The following is a 15550-nucleotide window of genomic DNA, read 5'->3' on the forward strand; positions in this document are numbered from 1 at the left end:
GATCTAAAAGACACCTGCCCGGACGCCTATTGCTATTTCCTGCAATGGGTAATTTGTAACTCAGATTGCAATGAAAAAAATAATAATGTGCAACTTTTTTTTAGGTTATGAAATCATTCATCATCAGGTCTCTCTGATGTGCCGAAAGAGTGTTAAGTAAGCATGGTTTTCATTACCTGTCGGCTGATCCAATGTATTGTATGGAAGCTTGATGGGTGTGCACCGTGATGAGAGAAATCAAGATGCTGAGTGCATTGCATTGATGACAAAGGGTTGGAAGGCGACTGGATTTGAGCAGCCGTTATTACCTTGTGTGTTTTTCTGCATGGATCTGAAGATTAGTTGAGAGGATAACGGTGCTGTCTAATGTGTTTATTAAACAGCACCTGTTGCGTTATTTAATATAGTACTTCAGCACATCCTGCTCTGTGTGAGAATACAGAGTTGAGTACGGCCAGATGGTAAATTGTCGTTCCGGATTACCATTAAAAATCGACGCACCGGCAATATCCCACTGATAATATCCGGTATTATCTGCCAAAGTTGCCATGGTAAATGTCCCGCTATCGACATAACTACAGGGCACTCCGGTGGGCTCTGTTCTGAATATGTTCAACCCTTCAATATGAGGGGTATTGTCAAATGTCGCTGTCAGATCAGCTGCGGTGTCGTCCAGTAGTCCCTGACATCCTACACCAGTTGGATTGGTGACATTGAAGGCTGAGATCATCGATACTTTGCTGTGCTCATCAACAAACATCAATCCTTCCGTCATAGCCGCGCGCAGTGCCTGCCACCTCGAAGACTCAAGCACACCATATTGATCGACTCTGACCGGCTCACGGATCAGTTTTCTGTCAATACCATCGGCATGGTTGGCAAACAGTGTCCAGCCACCGCCCAGGGTTTCCATATCACAATACGCCACAAACGGGGCGACACTGCCAGCGCCATCCGGGTCTATGGTGTAATAGCCTGACTGGCTGGTTGGGTTGGTTTGTTGAATATCATGGCAGGTTTTACCCTGTGCCTGCGGGCTGTTATCGGCAAATTCGTCGATAAAAAAGCCGTAATATTCCATTTCATCGATTTGAGTATAGTCGCCAGAGCCATGGGTGCTCAGCACCAGCAGCCGGAAGCTGCTACCTAGAGCTGCTTTAGAGAGCTTAACCTGACTGGTTCCTTTTTCCATCGTAATGGTTTCATGATCGGTGAAAGTGATGCCATCGTCAGACACCTGAAAAATGACCTCTTTGGGTGTCCGGGGTGAAAACTCTGCGTGTTTCATTGACACCTGAGTGCTAAAACCGGTGATCACGGCTTTTCTGGCAAAGGAGACCTGCAACCACTCGTTGCTGTTGGTTGGACCAAGCCAGATCCCGTGCGTCAGCAGTTCACCTGCCTGAGGGTTAATTTTCGGGTTTGGATCTGTGTAATACAGGTGGCCGTCAAATGCGCCAGCCGGGCTGAACTGGTTAACGGTGCCACTGGCGGTGTAATTACCCGGTGATAGTGAATTCGTATAGACCAGGGCAATGTTATTATTGGCGCCAGTGGTATCACCATCGGTGACAACCGGTCGGGAGAGTGTCAAGTCTTCAAAGTGACAAAAGTACTGGATCGCAGGTGCGCCACCGGGACCATCCGCATCAATCAGATACAAGTTGGATGTTGCGGTTGGGTCACTGAGGGCAATGCTTTCACAGCTGATCCCATCGCTGGGATAGACTTCCTGATTGAGGACGTTGACCATGTCCAGCAGACGGGCGTATTTGGCTTCCAGAGATTGGCTGGCATTATCAACATAGCGCTTGGTGACCAGGTGGTTTGGCGCGATAGGGTCGTTAGCGATGGCATTACCAATGACTTCCAGTGCAGCACTGGGCGATTGAGTGCCAACACCTACGGAAACGGTGGTTGATACGGTTGTCGCGCCATCACGCCAGTGTGTGGTGCCAGGCAGACCCTGATCCCCTTTGGGACCTTGCACGCCTTGTTCACCTTGTGGCCCCTGTATGCCCGGTTCTCCTTGTTGGCCGCGCTCACCTTGCGGCCCTTGCAAACCTTGTTCACCTTGTGGTCCCTGAAGCCCTTGCTCACCCTGTAAACCCTGTTCACCTTGTAATTCGCGCCAGAGTGTGCCATCACAGCTAAAAATCTGCTTATCTACGCTGCTGTAGTATATCGAGCCTGTGTGCTCTGGGTTGCAAGGGACTGGTGCACTGGCATTGGGCGTTAATCTCAGGGCGCCTGGTATTTCCAGGTTGGCCTGCGCCAGTGGTTCAAATAATGCCGGGTAACTGCTGGAGTCGGTTGGATCGGTATTGGCCAGAAACTCAGCTAGATTACTGGCGCTATCCTGATCTACATCTGTACCTGCATCAGTTGCATCTGCCGGATTGAATCCGTAGCGAATTTCCCAATCATTGGTCATGCCATCGCCATCATCATCCAGAGGCTTAGCCAGGCTGACAACAGAGATGGCATCTACGTCAAGGGTATTGGCATCAATGCTGGTATTGTGTATTTCCAGTGCCATGGTATCAGTTAACTCAGCAAGCGCACGATGCGCCTCGGTCGGCTCAAATGTCACAGCGAGCTGGACAAATGCCCCTTCGACTAACGTGAGATCAGGGGTGATATCGATAAAGTGCTCTGCAATGCGAAAGCCAATTCTAAAGTTGGCCGGGTTAACACTGGCGCGCACGCCTAATTTAGCCTGGATCATGTAGTTGCTGGTTAAACTCAATGGCACAGGCAGGGCCTGACTCAGGGATGCACCCTGGCCAATGAAGGCGACGTTATTTACAGCCTGATGATCGGCATAATGAGCTGCGGAGAGGTTAATGATCCCTGCCTGACTATCGGAAAATGTCCAGACATCAGAGGTGTGGCTTAACTGTGCTTCAGCCAGTGTTTGTTGCTCGAACTGGCCATCCTGTACCAGTTCAGTTCCCGATGCGTGCCAGCATAATGTGGCGAGCATGGCAGGTAGCACTTGTTTTTTCATGTTTTTTCCTGAGTAAGAGTAGAGTTGAATTAATGTACGATGAATATTGTACAGGATTACGGATTAATGATTGCTATAAATATTATCTATCATTATTTAGTATGTATTTTGTGGCGCTGATGGCGTCTTTGCCGTGCGACTGTTAAGCAACAAGGTGGGTCAGTGAGTAAGCCCGCTGGTTGAAGATGCTGAGAGAGCAGGAGAGTAATACAACTGGTAAGTCAACCCGGGTGCGTTGCACCCGGTAGTATGAGTTAAGCGCGTCTGGGGTAGGCACCCAGGTGACAGATCAGCCAGCCGATAGCTAAATAGGGGTCACGAATAGAGAAGCTATGGCCCCCGTCCAGAGGGCCGTAATCTGTGGTCACTCCCTTGATTTCTTTCGGCCGTAATTTTTCAAAGTCATTGGGTTCGAAGTACGTGCCACCCGGAATGGCGTATTGGCCAAAGTACGTTTCCTTTGAAGGGTAAAGTTCGTTACTTTTATTACTTGCAACAGTCAAGGTCCCGGTATGTGTGTGTTGTGGCACATGTTTCTCTTTAAGTGTCATATGTTCTTCCCCGCCATGCATACCTAATGGATGATAATTCAGTCCAGGTCCATGCCCATATCCTATTGGGGATCTGCCCCGCAGATCCGGGAGCGCAAATATGGTGCGTCCATCACCGCCATATTTGGTTCCCAGCAGGGTAAACAGTGCCTGATTTTGGTTGATTGACATAGGTGTACCGTTGCACGGCGCGTAACCTTCTACACTGAAATCGCCGCCAAACGGCATCATGTCACCTTGATATGCTACAACTTGCATGTTTCTACCTCACAGTAAAGTCTTGTTAAAATTGCGATATTTATTAAATCAGAACTGGTATGAACGACGGGATCAGGGCATGAGTGGCGGGTGACGTGTTTAAAATTAACCCGCTATCTATGCTGACATAAAGGGGTTGTCAGGCCGTCCGTCAATACGCGGCAATATGGTACAGGCATTTACTCACTGCGATTTGCGTCAGGAGGGAGGCTCCTGACGTTGCCTAATCATGATTGTGCACGCATTATGCACGCATTATGCACGCATTATGCACGTGAAGGATATAGTCCTTGTATACACGTTTGCCAGTTGACGACAGTGAGTGGGCTCAGTAGTGAAAGCGGCTGGCCTGCACCTGCGTCGTCTACTGTCACTGTCGCAGAGGTTTGCTTTGCTGTTACCTCAATTTCTGGTCCCTGGATGTCTGTCAGTTGTGCGGACTCAAACCCGTTGGGTAAAAAGAAGCTATCCTGTCCTTGCGGTGAGCCAATAAAGCTGCCTACGTTAGGTACGCGTGTGTTGGCAGTATTGGAGGCGACTTGCAAGGTGGGTGTGACAGAATGATCTATTGCAACAGTGGCCGTTGCTGAATGTGAGTGCGCAGGCAGGTGCTCAGTGGTCAGTGTGATTAATTCACTTCCTGCTTTTTGACCGATTGTATAGTTGGATTGGCCCGGACTTTGACCGTAACTTACAGGGGTTCTGCCGCGCAAATCAGGTAAAGCAAAGTTGCTTCTGCCATCGCCACCATAGAAAGTGCTTGTAAGGGAATACAATGCCGTATTTTGTGAGATTGAGATTGTTTGTCCTATACACTCTGCGAAATTGCGTACTGCAAAATTGCCTGTAAACGGCATCATTTCACCGAGAAACGAATCGGCAGCCATTATACTCACTCCCTAAAATATTGTTGTGAAAAACGTTATAGTTATCTGAACCATACCTGATCCCGGCTCAGAAGTATATTACTTTATATTACAGCTCAGTACACCGTGTAAACGTGATCAAGTGATGCTGGATCTTAGTGCCAGAGAAGCCAATTGGGCGATTGAGAATGAGGTGTGTGGCACATGATTCCATCATGTGTATGAACATAAAGCAGCCAGATACTGCTTTATGTTTTCTTAACCTGGCTGAGACGAGACTAGGAGCGTGGCGGGTAGAGACCTTCTGCATTAATGAGCACGTTCACTGCCTGAAGCGGGTTGCGTGAATCAAAGGGCTGCGTATTATTATTGGTGACATTGAGCCTAATGTTTGCCTGGCTTGTACTTTGAACATCAGCGCTAAGCCCTTTGATGGCTACGGGGGTTACGGCCCCGCTGGTGGGTGATTGTGTAAAGAAGTTGTCATAACTGGGTGCGGCAATATGGGCGTTATTGCTTGGTACTGGCTGGTTCGCGTTGTTTTGCGCAACAGACAAAGTGGAAAAGACTGTTGACGTTTGATCTGGCATTTGTAGCGATGCCGTATGATGGTGCTGTGGTAACAGGTTATAGTTCAGAGTGTGTGTTTCCACGTTATATTCCATGCCTAACAGGTAGTTATATACAAAACCAGGTGCCTGTCCCCGACCGACCATACTGCGGCCACGTAGTTCGGGGGTGGCAAATGTGATACGGCCATCACCGCCATAATTTGTACCTAATATTGAGAAAAGGGAGCTGTACAGGTTAATGGACTCAACCTGACCGTGACACCTCAGATATTCGCGCATAACAAAGTTGCCTAAAAAGGGGGTGAGTTCGCCTATATACGATTGTGTTGACATAAAGCAGCCCTTAGCTCATTGATATTAAATAATTACTCCAGCTTTTATCCTACATGTTCGAACGCTGCAAGTATATTACTTTATATTACAGCGGCCATACGAGCAGCGCTAAAACAGAACTCGACGCGGTGTTAAGCGGCCTAAAGCTGGTGCTTTTCGATGTCAATGGCCGCGATTCTGTAGGCTGCTTTGAGCATCACAATGAGTGCAATCACATTAAATACCAGGCTGAAGATGGCTTCAAATGCCAAAATATCGATATTGAATGTGCTCAAATACCTTGTGATTTGATCAACAATCTCGATAGCAATGCCTATCACAATCAGCATAAAGCCATAGTATTCAGACGTAGCATTCAGGGCGCTGTGTTGTTCCAGTGTGGGGTCGTTCTTACTTTCCAGCATGCGCTTTGAAAAAATTTTCCGGCCATCCATGATGGCCCCAAACCCAATCAGCAAAATGGTGATGGTCGATTCGTTATCTATGACTTTTTGATAGCCGTGCTGGTCCATATGACCCAGCAGATAGCGAATGTCTTCAGCGGTGATACTGCCAACCAGCAGGCTGATCAGCACCAGTGGAAACAATAAAAATCCCCGGTTGAGTACAACCGCATAAATGATCTGTCGGGTTTTGGTCATAATTTTAAAAGTATGTAATTAAAGAAAAAACGGGCTCTTAAGTTTTATGCTAGCGCGGTGCATTTTAGATATCAGCGATAAAGCCCCGGCTCAGGGGGGAGAGTATAAAACAGGTCGGGGTAAAAAAGTATCATGATCTGGTTATCAAACACTCCGAAGTCTGCTGTTTTTAGTCAAAGAAGCTTGCCGCAGCAGGCTTCCTGAAGTACATCGTATTTTACTAGTCAGAATAAACGGCGGCAATTTTTACCCAGGCTCCGCCTGCTGTGCATCCCGATATCGAGAGTGTGACATTCGTTTTAGCTGCATGTGCGGCAAGCAAGGTGGACTTAAGAATTGGATCTGCCGATACATTACCTGCCCAGCCATTAAATCCAGGGCACTCTTGTCTGGCAGAGTCATTGTAATTTTTGTCTAGTCTGACAGCAATACTGCCTGTTTCACTGGCAAAAAGTCTGATGATTTTGCCGCTCATTTCGAAACTAGCCAATGCTGAGCCTGAGAAGAGTAAGGCGGCAATGGGTAAAAGTGTTCTCATGGTAATACTCCCAAATTGTGGTTGTGTTTGTTCCTTACACGGGGATAGTAACAGCGCGAATAGTAGTTCGCAATGGATGGTATCTGAGCCGTTGGCTCGGGCTTTATCTTTACCGGGAAAATAGCCGTTGAACCGTTTAACGTTACACAAAAAGTTATGGCAACGAGCAGGCTGTCAGGGTGTGCCTTTGGCACACCCGGTAATGGAAGGGGGTTACATTGTTTTTGCTGTCAGAAGTGCTAGTTGGATCATCTCTTCGAAGGAAGATTGCCGGGCGTCACTGCTCAGATGCGTGTCCAGAGTGATGTGGTCAGCAACCGTTAAAATGGTCAGTGCCCTGGCACCATATTGTGCAGCAACACCATATAACCCGGCTGCTTCCATTTCTACTCCCAGGATCCCCATGTTATCCATCAGCTCAAACATCTCTGGCTGTGGCGTATAAAACAGGTCGGATGAAAAAACATTGCCAATCTGTACTTTTAGGGCGAGTGCTGAGGCTGTGTGAACACAGGCGTTGAGCAGGCTGAAGTCGGCAATGGCCGCAAAGTCATGATCTTTAAAGCGCATTCGATTTACTTTTGAGTCGGTACAGGCACCCATGGCAATAATAATATCGCGCAGTTGCACGTGTTTGGAAACGGCCCCACAGCTGCCCACACGGATCAGGTTTTTCACTTTGTACTCTGTGATTAACTCTTTGGCATAAATTGAGCAGCTGGGGATCCCCATGCCAGTGCCCATCACCGAGAGTCTGCGGCCCTGGAAAAAGCCAGTGTAGCCAAGCATATTGCGCACCGTATTGACAACAGTAACATCATCCAGGAAGTGCTCCGCAATGAACTTGGCGCGCAGTGGGTCGCCCGGCAGTAATACGGTATCGGCGAAGGCATCGTCAGGCGCATTGATGTGGACTGTACCATGATGGTTGGCCTGCATTCTCAGTACCCTCCCTGAGCGTCATAGACAGAGCCTGTCAGAGTTGCGAGTACATCACTGAGCAAACCAGACGCACCAAATCTGAAGTGTTGCTTGTTCATCCAGTCCGGACCCATAATTTGCCTGGCTTGCATCAGGTAGGCTTGGGCATCGGCAACCGTGCGCACACCCCCCGCGGCTTTAAAACCAACCTGTTTACCACTGCTTTTGATGGCATTGAGCATCACCTGTGCGGCTTCTAAGGAGGCATTCACGGCAACTTTACCGGTACTGGTTTTGATAAAGTCCGCGCCAGCGTTGATTGCGATGCGCGACGCCTGTTCAATTAATTTGGGGGTTGCCAGTACACCGGATTCAATGATCACTTTGAGTTGTACTTGTGCACCACAAGCTTGCTTGCATTGTTCAATAAGCTGCTGGCCGATGTCAGGGTTACCTGCCATCAGGGCGCTGTAGGGAAAGACCACATCTACTTCATCGGCGCCAAGTGCAACAGCCGTGCGGGTTTCTTCAACCGCTCTGGCTATATTGTCGTTGCCGTGTGGAAAATTTGCGACGGTCGCAACGCGGATCCCAGCCGCCAGATGTTGTCTGGCTAATGGAATGTACCGGGGGTAAATACAAATCGCAGCTACATTGCCCACCGCTGAGCTGGCCTGCTGGCAAAGCTGGATGATATCTTGGTCGCATTCTGTGCCGCTCAGGCTGGTCAAATCCATACAATTCAGTGCCAGCTGTGCGGCTTCTTTGCGTGTTATTGAAGACATAGGAAACTCCTGTTGTGCTGCCGGTATGGTGTGGTCAGGCAGCAAAGAACCACTAACCCGAAAAACGAAGAGAGGACTTTGATAGAGCAGTATTCACTCTTGCTTTGGGTACTCGAGTGGACTTGGTTCCGTGAAGACTTGACCCGGCGGGGCAAGCTAATTCCATTTAATCACCCCTGTATTGTCCGTGAGTTGATGGTGATTGACCAGTACAAAAGCGCTGTCTCTTGATATGGCGCAAGGCGCGGCGTTTTGATGTGACCATCAGAATAGAGTGAAATAAAAAAGCCACTGTGATGACAGTGGCTTAAGGAAGGTGGTTCAAAAATTAAAGTACAGCTTCGATCCGTTGCTGGATACCGGCAGCATCCAGGCCCATTTCGGTGTGCATCTGGTCTTGCGTACCATGCTTGATGAACTCATCCGGGATACCGAGATGCAAAATGGGTTTGAGGATCTGCGCAGCGGCCAGGTGCTCGCTGACCGCACTGCCTGCACCGCCTGCAATGGCATTGTCTTCCAATGTCACCAGCAGGTCATGCTCGGCTGCCAGCTTAGTAACCATGTCGCTATCAAGTGGCTTCACAAAGCGCATATCAACTAAAGTTGCATCCAGTGCCTCTGCGACCGGCTTTGCATTGTGCAGCAAGGTACCAAAGTTAAGAATGGCGACTTTTTTACCGGTGCGTAGCAAGTTAGCTTTGCCTACCTCCAGCTCAGTCATCTGTGCCTCAATCTCTGCTTCACCTGCCGAGCCTCGCGGATAGCGCACGGCGGCAGGTTGTTGCAGACGATGACCGGTATAGAGCATCTGGCGACATTCATTCAGATCGCTCGGCGCCATAATCACCATGTTGGGAATACAGCGCATAAAGCTTAGATCGTATGCACCCTGGTGCGTTTCGCCATCAGCCCCGACAATGCCTGCGCGGTCTATGGCAAACAATACAGGCAGATTCTGTAATGCCACATCGTGGATCAGCTGATCGTAACCCCGTTGCAAAAAGCTGGAGTAAATGGCGACGACGGGGTTGAGCCCTTCACAGGCAAAACCGGCACCTAAAGTGACGGCATGCTGTTCAGCAATTGCTACATCAAAATACTGGTTTGGGTGCTCTTTTGAGAAGCGCACCATGCCTGAGCCTTCGCGCATGGCTGGCGTGATGGCCATCAGCTTATTGTCTTGTTCTGCCATGTCACATAACCAGTCACCAAATACTTTAGAAAATGTTGGCGCGGCAGGTTTTGATTTGGGCAGGCTATGCACGCTAGGATCGAACTTTGGCACGCCATGATAGCCAATTGGATCAGCTTCAGCGGGTTGGTAACCTTTACCTTTTTGGGTCTTAACATGCAGCAACTGCGGACCTTTGAGGTTGCGCATGTTTCTGAGCGTATCCACCAGCATATTGACATCATGGCCGTCGATTGGGCCTATGTAGTTAAAGCCGAGTTCTTCAAAGAAGGTGCCTGGGATAACCATGCCTTTAAGGTGTTCTTCAACTTTGCTCGCCAGCTCTTTAACAGGGGGGACACCGGAAAGGAGTTTTTTACCGCCTTCGCGGATATTGGTATAGAAGCTGCCTGATAAGATCCGTGCAAAGTGGTTGTTCAGTGCGCCCACGTTCTCTGAAATAGACATTTCATTGTCGTTGAGGATCACCAGCATATCTGATTTTACATCACCGGCATGGTTCATGGCTTCAAAAGCCATACCTGCGGTCATTGCGCCATCACCTATAACAGCGACGACTTTACGCCCTTGCTGTTCTTTTTCTGCGGCAATCGCCATAGCCAGTGCTGCTGAGATAGAGGTACTGGAGTGGCCAACACTGAATGTATCGTACTCGCTCTCTTCACGGAATGGGAAGGGGTGCAGGCCATCTTTTTGTCGTATGGTATGCATTTGATCGCGGCGACCCGTGAGTATTTTATGCGGATAGGCCTGATGGCCTACATCCCACACCAGACGATCGTCCGGCGTATTGTACACATAATGCAGCGCCACCGTCAGCTCAACCGTGCCTAGGCCGGAGGCAAGGTGACCGCTACTTTGTGAGACCGAATTGAGCAGATAGTCACGAAGCTCATCGCTGAACTCGGTCAGTTTATGTTGTGGCAAAGTGCGCAGCTGCTCAGGCTGCTCTATCAATGCCAAAAGGGGATACTTGCTGTTATCAAGACTCATATTGATTACGTTATCCTGGGCAGAGTTCGCTGACTTGGTTGTCATTGTTGTCCGCCATTAAATTTATAAATTCTGTGCTGGGTGCTCGGCGCTTTGTTCGGCGTGCAGTGTGCAATGCACCACAGTATAACTTAACTAGTTATTAATTTAGCGACTTATCAGTTGATTGCTAGTCGGTTTACAGCCATTAATGGTCTCTGGCAATAATATAATCAGCCAGCAAAGCCAGGGTTTGTGTGTCTGCATCAATATCCTTGAGTGCCCGCTTAGCTTCTTCTACGAGTGCCTGCGCTTTTTGCTTTGCACCTGATAATCCTAATAGTGCTGGATACGTAGATTTATTGTGTTCCAGATCAGACCCCTGAGGTTTGCCCAGTACCTCAGTGTTACCTTCTATGTCGAGAATGTCATCCTGAACCTGGAATGCCAGGCCAATACTCTGACCATAGTCACGCAGTCGGGCAAGGGTATGTGGTGACACATCAGGGGCACACAGCGCGCCGAGCTCAATAGCACAAGTCAGCAGTGCGCCTGTCTTTAAGCGGTGGATCCGTTCCAGCTCAGCCAGGCTGACAGACTTATCCGTTGCTGCCAAATCCAGTGCCTGACCACCAACCATACCTTGTAAGCCAGATGCCTTTGCAAGGGTTTTGATCATCGCAATCTGATTTGCTGCCGCAACGGAAAACGTATGTGCTGATAACAGCTCAAAAGCCAGAGTTTGCAGTGCATCGCCAGCCAGGATTGCCTGTGCTTCATCAAATGCAATGTGGCACGTTGGTTTACCGCGACGCAGGTCATCATCGTCCATGGCCGGAAGATCATCATGAACCAACGAATAACTGTGGATACATTCGACGGCCGCTGCGGCGATATTGAGATCGCGATGCGCGGCACCAAAGATTTGTCCGGTTGCATAGACCAGAAACGGGCGTAATCGCTTACCACCATTACTAATGCTGTAACGCGCTGCAGCAATGGCTGTGTCGTCACTGTCCAGTTCCTGAGCGAAATACGCCGCTACAGTTTCTTCGACCTGCGCTCTGGCATGGGCAAGTTGTGCTTGTAAATCCAAAGTTTATTCCAGCTCGTCCGTAAATTCATTTAGCGGGCTTTGCTCGTCATTACCGAGCAAAATCGCCACTTTCTGTTCTGCCTGTTGCAGCTTTTGCGAGGAAGCATTGGCCAGCTTTATCCCGCGTTCAAATTGCTTGAGCGACTGTTCCAGGGTGAGTTCGCCCCGTTCCATGCCCTGTACAATGCTTTCAAGCTCATCAACAGCTTCTTCAAAGCTCATGTTTTCCGGTTTTTTTGTCGCCATGTGCAGTATTCACTTTGAGCTAAATTAAAAAACGCCTAATTTTATGAGTATTACAGATTGAGGTCAAAGATCTCTCAGAATTTTTGCGTTATACAGTCTGAATGGCTTGCCATTGGTTTATGGATTCGCAATTTCAAGGCAATTTAATATAATTGAGTTAAGTTATTGCAAAACTGGCCGATAACTCTGTCGATAATAATAACTGCGTGATAGATAACGGGTAATTTCCTTTGGAGGGTGTGTGGATTTAGCAACCGTAATTGGTATCTTAGGGGCCATAGGCTTGATTGTGATGTCCATGGTACTTAGTAGTGATGGCCAGATTGCCATGTTTTACAACACTCCATCAGTGGTTATTGTATTTGGTGGCTCGATTTTTATCGTGCTATCGAACTTTACCATGAGCCAGTTTTTTGGCATTGGTAAAGTGGCCGGTAAGGCCTTTATGTTTAAGCTGGAGACCCCGGAAGAGCTGATTGAAAAAGCGGTTGAACTGGCAGATTCTGCGCGTAAAGGTGGCTTCCTGGCATTAGAAGAGGCTGAAATTCCCAATTCCTTTATGCGTAAAGGCGTTGACATGCTGGTGGATGGTCACGATGCGGATGTGGTCAGGGCAACCCTGCAAAAAGACATTGCGCTGACCTCAACGCGTCACGAAATGGGTGCTGGGTTGTTTAAGTCTCTGGCGGACATTGCCCCTGCAATGGGGATGATTGGTACCTTAATTGGTCTGGTAGCCATGTTATCAAACATGGATGACCCAAAAGCGATTGGACCTGCGATGGCCGTTGCGCTATTGACGACATTGTATGGTGCGTTCCTGGCCAACGTTGTGGCTATCCCTATTCAGGTAAAACTGGAGTTGCGTAAAGATGAAGAAGAACGCAACCAACGTTTGATCCTGGACGCCATTTTGGGCATTCAGGACGGCCAGAACCCGAAAGTGATAGAAGGTATCCTGAAAAACTACCTGCCTGAATCCAAACGGGGTGCTGAGGCCGAGGAGTAATTATGTCTGACGAGAACGAATGCAAATGTCCCCCCCCAGGCTTACCAGCCTGGATGGGGACTTTTGCCGATCTGATGTCTCTGCTGATGTGTTTCTTCGTACTGCTGCTGGCGTTTTCAGAAATGGATGTACTCAAATTTAAGCAGATCGCGGGCTCGATGAAGTTTGCATTCGGTGTGCAAAACAAGATTGAGGTAAAAGATATTCCTAAAGGCACCAGTGTGATTGCCATGGAGTTCACGCCGGGTAAGCCTGAGCCTACTCCGATAGAAACTATTCAGCAGCAGACGGTTGAAATGACGCAACAGATGCTGGAATTTCAGGCGGGTGATGAGAGCTCTGCGGGTGGACGACAGGAGCAGCGCGGTAACAAGCGTGGTGGTGAGTCTTCCAGCACAGCACAGGAACAGTCGATGACACAGGCCATTGCGGCTGCGGAGCAGGAACAGGTTAATGAGCTGGTGAAGAAAATCGCCCAGCAGCTCGAAAAGCAAATCATGGATGGTGCGATTGAACTGGAGTCATTGGGACAGCAAATTATTATACGGATCCAGGAGAATGGCTCATTTCCTTCTGGCAGTGCATTCTTACAACCTAAGTTTAAGCCCGTGATCCAGGATATTGCTCAGCTACTCAAAGATGTGCCTGGTGAAATAACGGTGTCCGGGCATACGGATGACTTCCAGTTTTCGAATGAGCTATATAGCAATAACTGGGATTTGTCAGCGACCCGGGCGGTTGCCGTCGCGTCAGAAATGCAGACGGTCACTGGATTTGACAAAAACCGTATGGTGGTGGTTGGGCATGCGGATACCCGCCCTCTGGTGCCTAATGAAACTGATGAAGACCGTCGTCGCAACCGGCGTGTCGAAATATCTATTATGCAAGGTAAGGCTAAGGAATCTGACCCAATTAATGTACGCGGAAACAACTAGAAGTATTGCGTGGTACCGATTCTTGGGCTAGGCTATTCAGCGGAATTTAATCTGACAATGTTAATGGAGAAAACAATGCTTAATAAATATGCTTATATGCCAGGGTCTAATGGTGGCGGTGACGATGGTGACGAGAAAGTTAAGTAGGCATCTCGACTAAATATCATGACGAATATCGATATCAACAGCTCCAGTCTTCGACCTGTCCTTAATGCTATTTTTGACAGTCAGATGGTGATGGTCGCTTTTGCTGTTGTTCTGTTTTATTTTTTGAAAGACAGGCAAGCGTTGCGATATTCGTTATTGTGCCTTATCTTTTTCGTTAATGGCTATTTGACCCATGAACTAGTAAGGGAATTGGATAGCGGCAAGGTTTATCGCTACATTTATTGGGCTGCTGCAGACATTCTCTTTATTGCCATAGTGGCTTACTGGGCATTGAAAGATAAAATGTATATGTGGCAGAGCATTATCTGTCAGTTGGTTGTTATCCCTGCACCCTTACTTCAGTTATTCCGGTTGGTTGACCGACATTTGATGGATCTAAGCTATTCTGGCTATTTGTATAAAACAATTCTGCCATTGGTTAATTATGCGACCGTTTTTTTGTGCTTTGCTCCCTTAATTTACGTAATTGGCCGCAAAGCGAAAGGCAGTCCACCTTCGCAAACCAATCAAGATTTAGGGTAAAGAATCTTTCTTCTGGCCCCACCGCTGGCAGGACCCCTTTGCTAGCGAATATCAATCTGAGTGATCTTCAGTTCAGCGTTCGCTGTCATTATATTTAGTTCACCTGCCACTTTGACTGATGTCTTGTTGCCTGTGTTGTCAGGTAAAGCCACGCTGGTTGTGCCAAATGTACAGGATTCCAGTTTGTCTGTGGTGGTGAGTGCCACACTCAGGCATTGAGTAACGGCGTTCTCTCCGGTGCCTTGAGTTTCACAGAAGCTGGGGTTGAGGGTATCTACCTGGCTTTGCGCCACCTGAGACAAAGAGTAAGACAATGCAAATCCGTTTTGGTCACAACTCAGGGTGACCGGATTTTGATTGCTTTGTGCCGTTCCTAAAGTAAAGCGGTTTTCATCCCGGTTGCGATACCAAATGGTGATCTCGCTGCTTGGGGTCGTGATAGCGGTTTGTGCCGGGGCCCCCTGGCTGCGCCAGTCATCCAGTGACGTGAGCGATGGTAAAGCCCCTGTAAAGGTAATTGCGGGGCTGTAATAGTAAAGCTCACCCGGTTTTACCGAGCCATTGTCATCCCCTTGCCAGGTCTGTGCACCACTGGAACCAAAAATATTTGCGGCCAGCAGGCATAAGGTGTCATCTGAGCTGAGTTCATGGGACGCAGAGAGAGAGAACTTGTCGGCCAATATCGTGAGTTGGGGCTTGGACTGCAAGCGGGCTCCTTCAATCTGCCAAAAGACCGCGGTGCTTTCAAACTTGTTCAGCGACCGTTGTGCGTTGAAATTATTGCCACAGCTAGGTGTGAGGTTGCTGGTATCCTGGGTATTATTATCTGTGGAAGAGTCCGGGTTTGCTTTTAATGGTTCACTATTCTCTCCGCCACAGGCGATAAGTAAAGTGGCTGGAAGAATAAGGGGGATCAGGTGCTTCATACGGTC

General features: G+C 48.5%; 15 protein-coding genes. 3 read left to right on the forward strand and 12 right to left on the reverse strand.

What is annotated here, in order from left to right; all coding sequences use genetic code 11:
• Window positions 1-394: 394 nt before the first annotated feature.
• The 11 genes from QNM19_RS13050 to xseB all read right to left on the reverse strand — a co-directional run bounded on the left by QNM19_RS13050 (window position 395) and on the right by xseB (window position 11984).
• On the reverse strand, window positions 395-3010 hold the full coding sequence (locus QNM19_RS13050) for a fibrinogen-like YCDxxxxGGGW domain-containing protein (protein ID WP_049865744.1): 2616 nt from the start codon (window positions 3008-3010) through the stop codon (window positions 395-397).
• Between the two features lie 254 nt (window positions 3011-3264).
• A complete protein-coding gene (locus QNM19_RS13055; protein WP_049865743.1) occupies window positions 3265-3819 on the reverse strand; it encodes a phage tail protein in 555 nt (184 codons plus the stop codon).
• Window positions 3820-4085: 266 nt separating this feature from the next.
• Window positions 4086-4706, reverse strand: coding sequence for a phage tail protein (locus tag QNM19_RS13060; RefSeq protein ID WP_049865742.1), 621 nt, complete (start codon window positions 4704-4706; stop codon window positions 4086-4088).
• Between the two features lie 257 nt (window positions 4707-4963).
• A complete protein-coding gene (locus QNM19_RS13065) occupies window positions 4964-5590 on the reverse strand; it encodes a phage tail protein (protein ID WP_284026778.1) in 627 nt (208 codons plus the stop codon).
• 140 nt (window positions 5591-5730) lie between these two features.
• Window positions 5731-6231, reverse strand: coding sequence for a hypothetical protein (locus QNM19_RS13070; protein WP_049865740.1), 501 nt, complete (start codon window positions 6229-6231; stop codon window positions 5731-5733).
• A 220-nt stretch (window positions 6232-6451) separates the two neighbouring features.
• Window positions 6452-6769, reverse strand: a complete 318-nt coding sequence (locus QNM19_RS13075) for a hypothetical protein (RefSeq protein ID WP_049865739.1) — start codon at window positions 6767-6769, stop codon at window positions 6452-6454.
• 213 nt (window positions 6770-6982) lie between these two features.
• Window positions 6983-7708 (reverse strand): purine-nucleoside phosphorylase, encoded by a 726-nt coding sequence (gene deoD / locus QNM19_RS13080; protein ID WP_049865738.1) that lies wholly within the window; start codon window positions 7706-7708, stop codon window positions 6983-6985.
• A 2-nt stretch (window positions 7709-7710) separates the two neighbouring features.
• Window positions 7711-8475: a deoxyribose-phosphate aldolase gene (gene deoC / locus QNM19_RS13085; RefSeq protein WP_284026779.1), complete on the reverse strand. Its 765-nt coding sequence runs from the start codon at window positions 8473-8475 to the stop codon at window positions 7711-7713.
• A 328-nt stretch (window positions 8476-8803) separates the two neighbouring features.
• Window positions 8804-10663 (reverse strand): 1-deoxy-D-xylulose-5-phosphate synthase, encoded by a 1860-nt coding sequence (gene dxs, locus QNM19_RS13090; RefSeq protein WP_284026812.1) that lies wholly within the window; start codon window positions 10661-10663, stop codon window positions 8804-8806.
• Between the two features lie 187 nt (window positions 10664-10850).
• Entirely contained in the window at window positions 10851-11738 is an 888-nt protein-coding gene (gene ispA, locus QNM19_RS13095) for a (2E,6E)-farnesyl diphosphate synthase (RefSeq protein WP_284026780.1), read from the reverse strand.
• Window positions 11739-11741: 3 nt separating this feature from the next.
• Window positions 11742-11984: an exodeoxyribonuclease VII small subunit gene (gene xseB, locus QNM19_RS13100; protein WP_058797357.1), complete on the reverse strand. Its 243-nt coding sequence runs from the start codon at window positions 11982-11984 to the stop codon at window positions 11742-11744.
• Window positions 11985-12225: 241 nt separating this feature from the next.
• On the opposite strand from xseB, the gene pomA reads away from it, so the two are divergent.
• The 3 genes from pomA to QNM19_RS13115 all read left to right on the forward strand — a co-directional run bounded on the left by pomA (window position 12226) and on the right by QNM19_RS13115 (window position 14618).
• Window positions 12226-12993, forward strand: coding sequence for a flagellar motor protein PomA (gene pomA, locus QNM19_RS13105; protein ID WP_049865534.1), 768 nt, complete (start codon window positions 12226-12228; stop codon window positions 12991-12993).
• Window positions 12994-12995: 2 nt separating this feature from the next.
• Window positions 12996-13928: a flagellar motor protein MotB gene (locus QNM19_RS13110; RefSeq protein ID WP_058797359.1), complete on the forward strand. Its 933-nt coding sequence runs from the start codon at window positions 12996-12998 to the stop codon at window positions 13926-13928.
• A gap of 165 nt (window positions 13929-14093) precedes the next feature.
• Window positions 14094-14618: a hypothetical protein gene (locus tag QNM19_RS13115; protein ID WP_284026781.1), complete on the forward strand. Its 525-nt coding sequence runs from the start codon at window positions 14094-14096 to the stop codon at window positions 14616-14618.
• Between the two features lie 41 nt (window positions 14619-14659).
• On the opposite strand, the gene QNM19_RS13120 is transcribed toward QNM19_RS13115, so the two are convergent.
• Window positions 14660-15544, reverse strand: coding sequence for a hypothetical protein (locus QNM19_RS13120; protein WP_049865535.1), 885 nt, complete (start codon window positions 15542-15544; stop codon window positions 14660-14662).
• Window positions 15545-15550 lie beyond the last annotated feature (6 nt).

The sequence above is a fragment of the Pseudoalteromonas ardens genome, assembly GCF_030125445.1.
In the GTDB taxonomy this organism is placed as follows: Bacteria; Pseudomonadota; Gammaproteobacteria; order Enterobacterales; family Alteromonadaceae; genus Pseudoalteromonas; species Pseudoalteromonas ardens.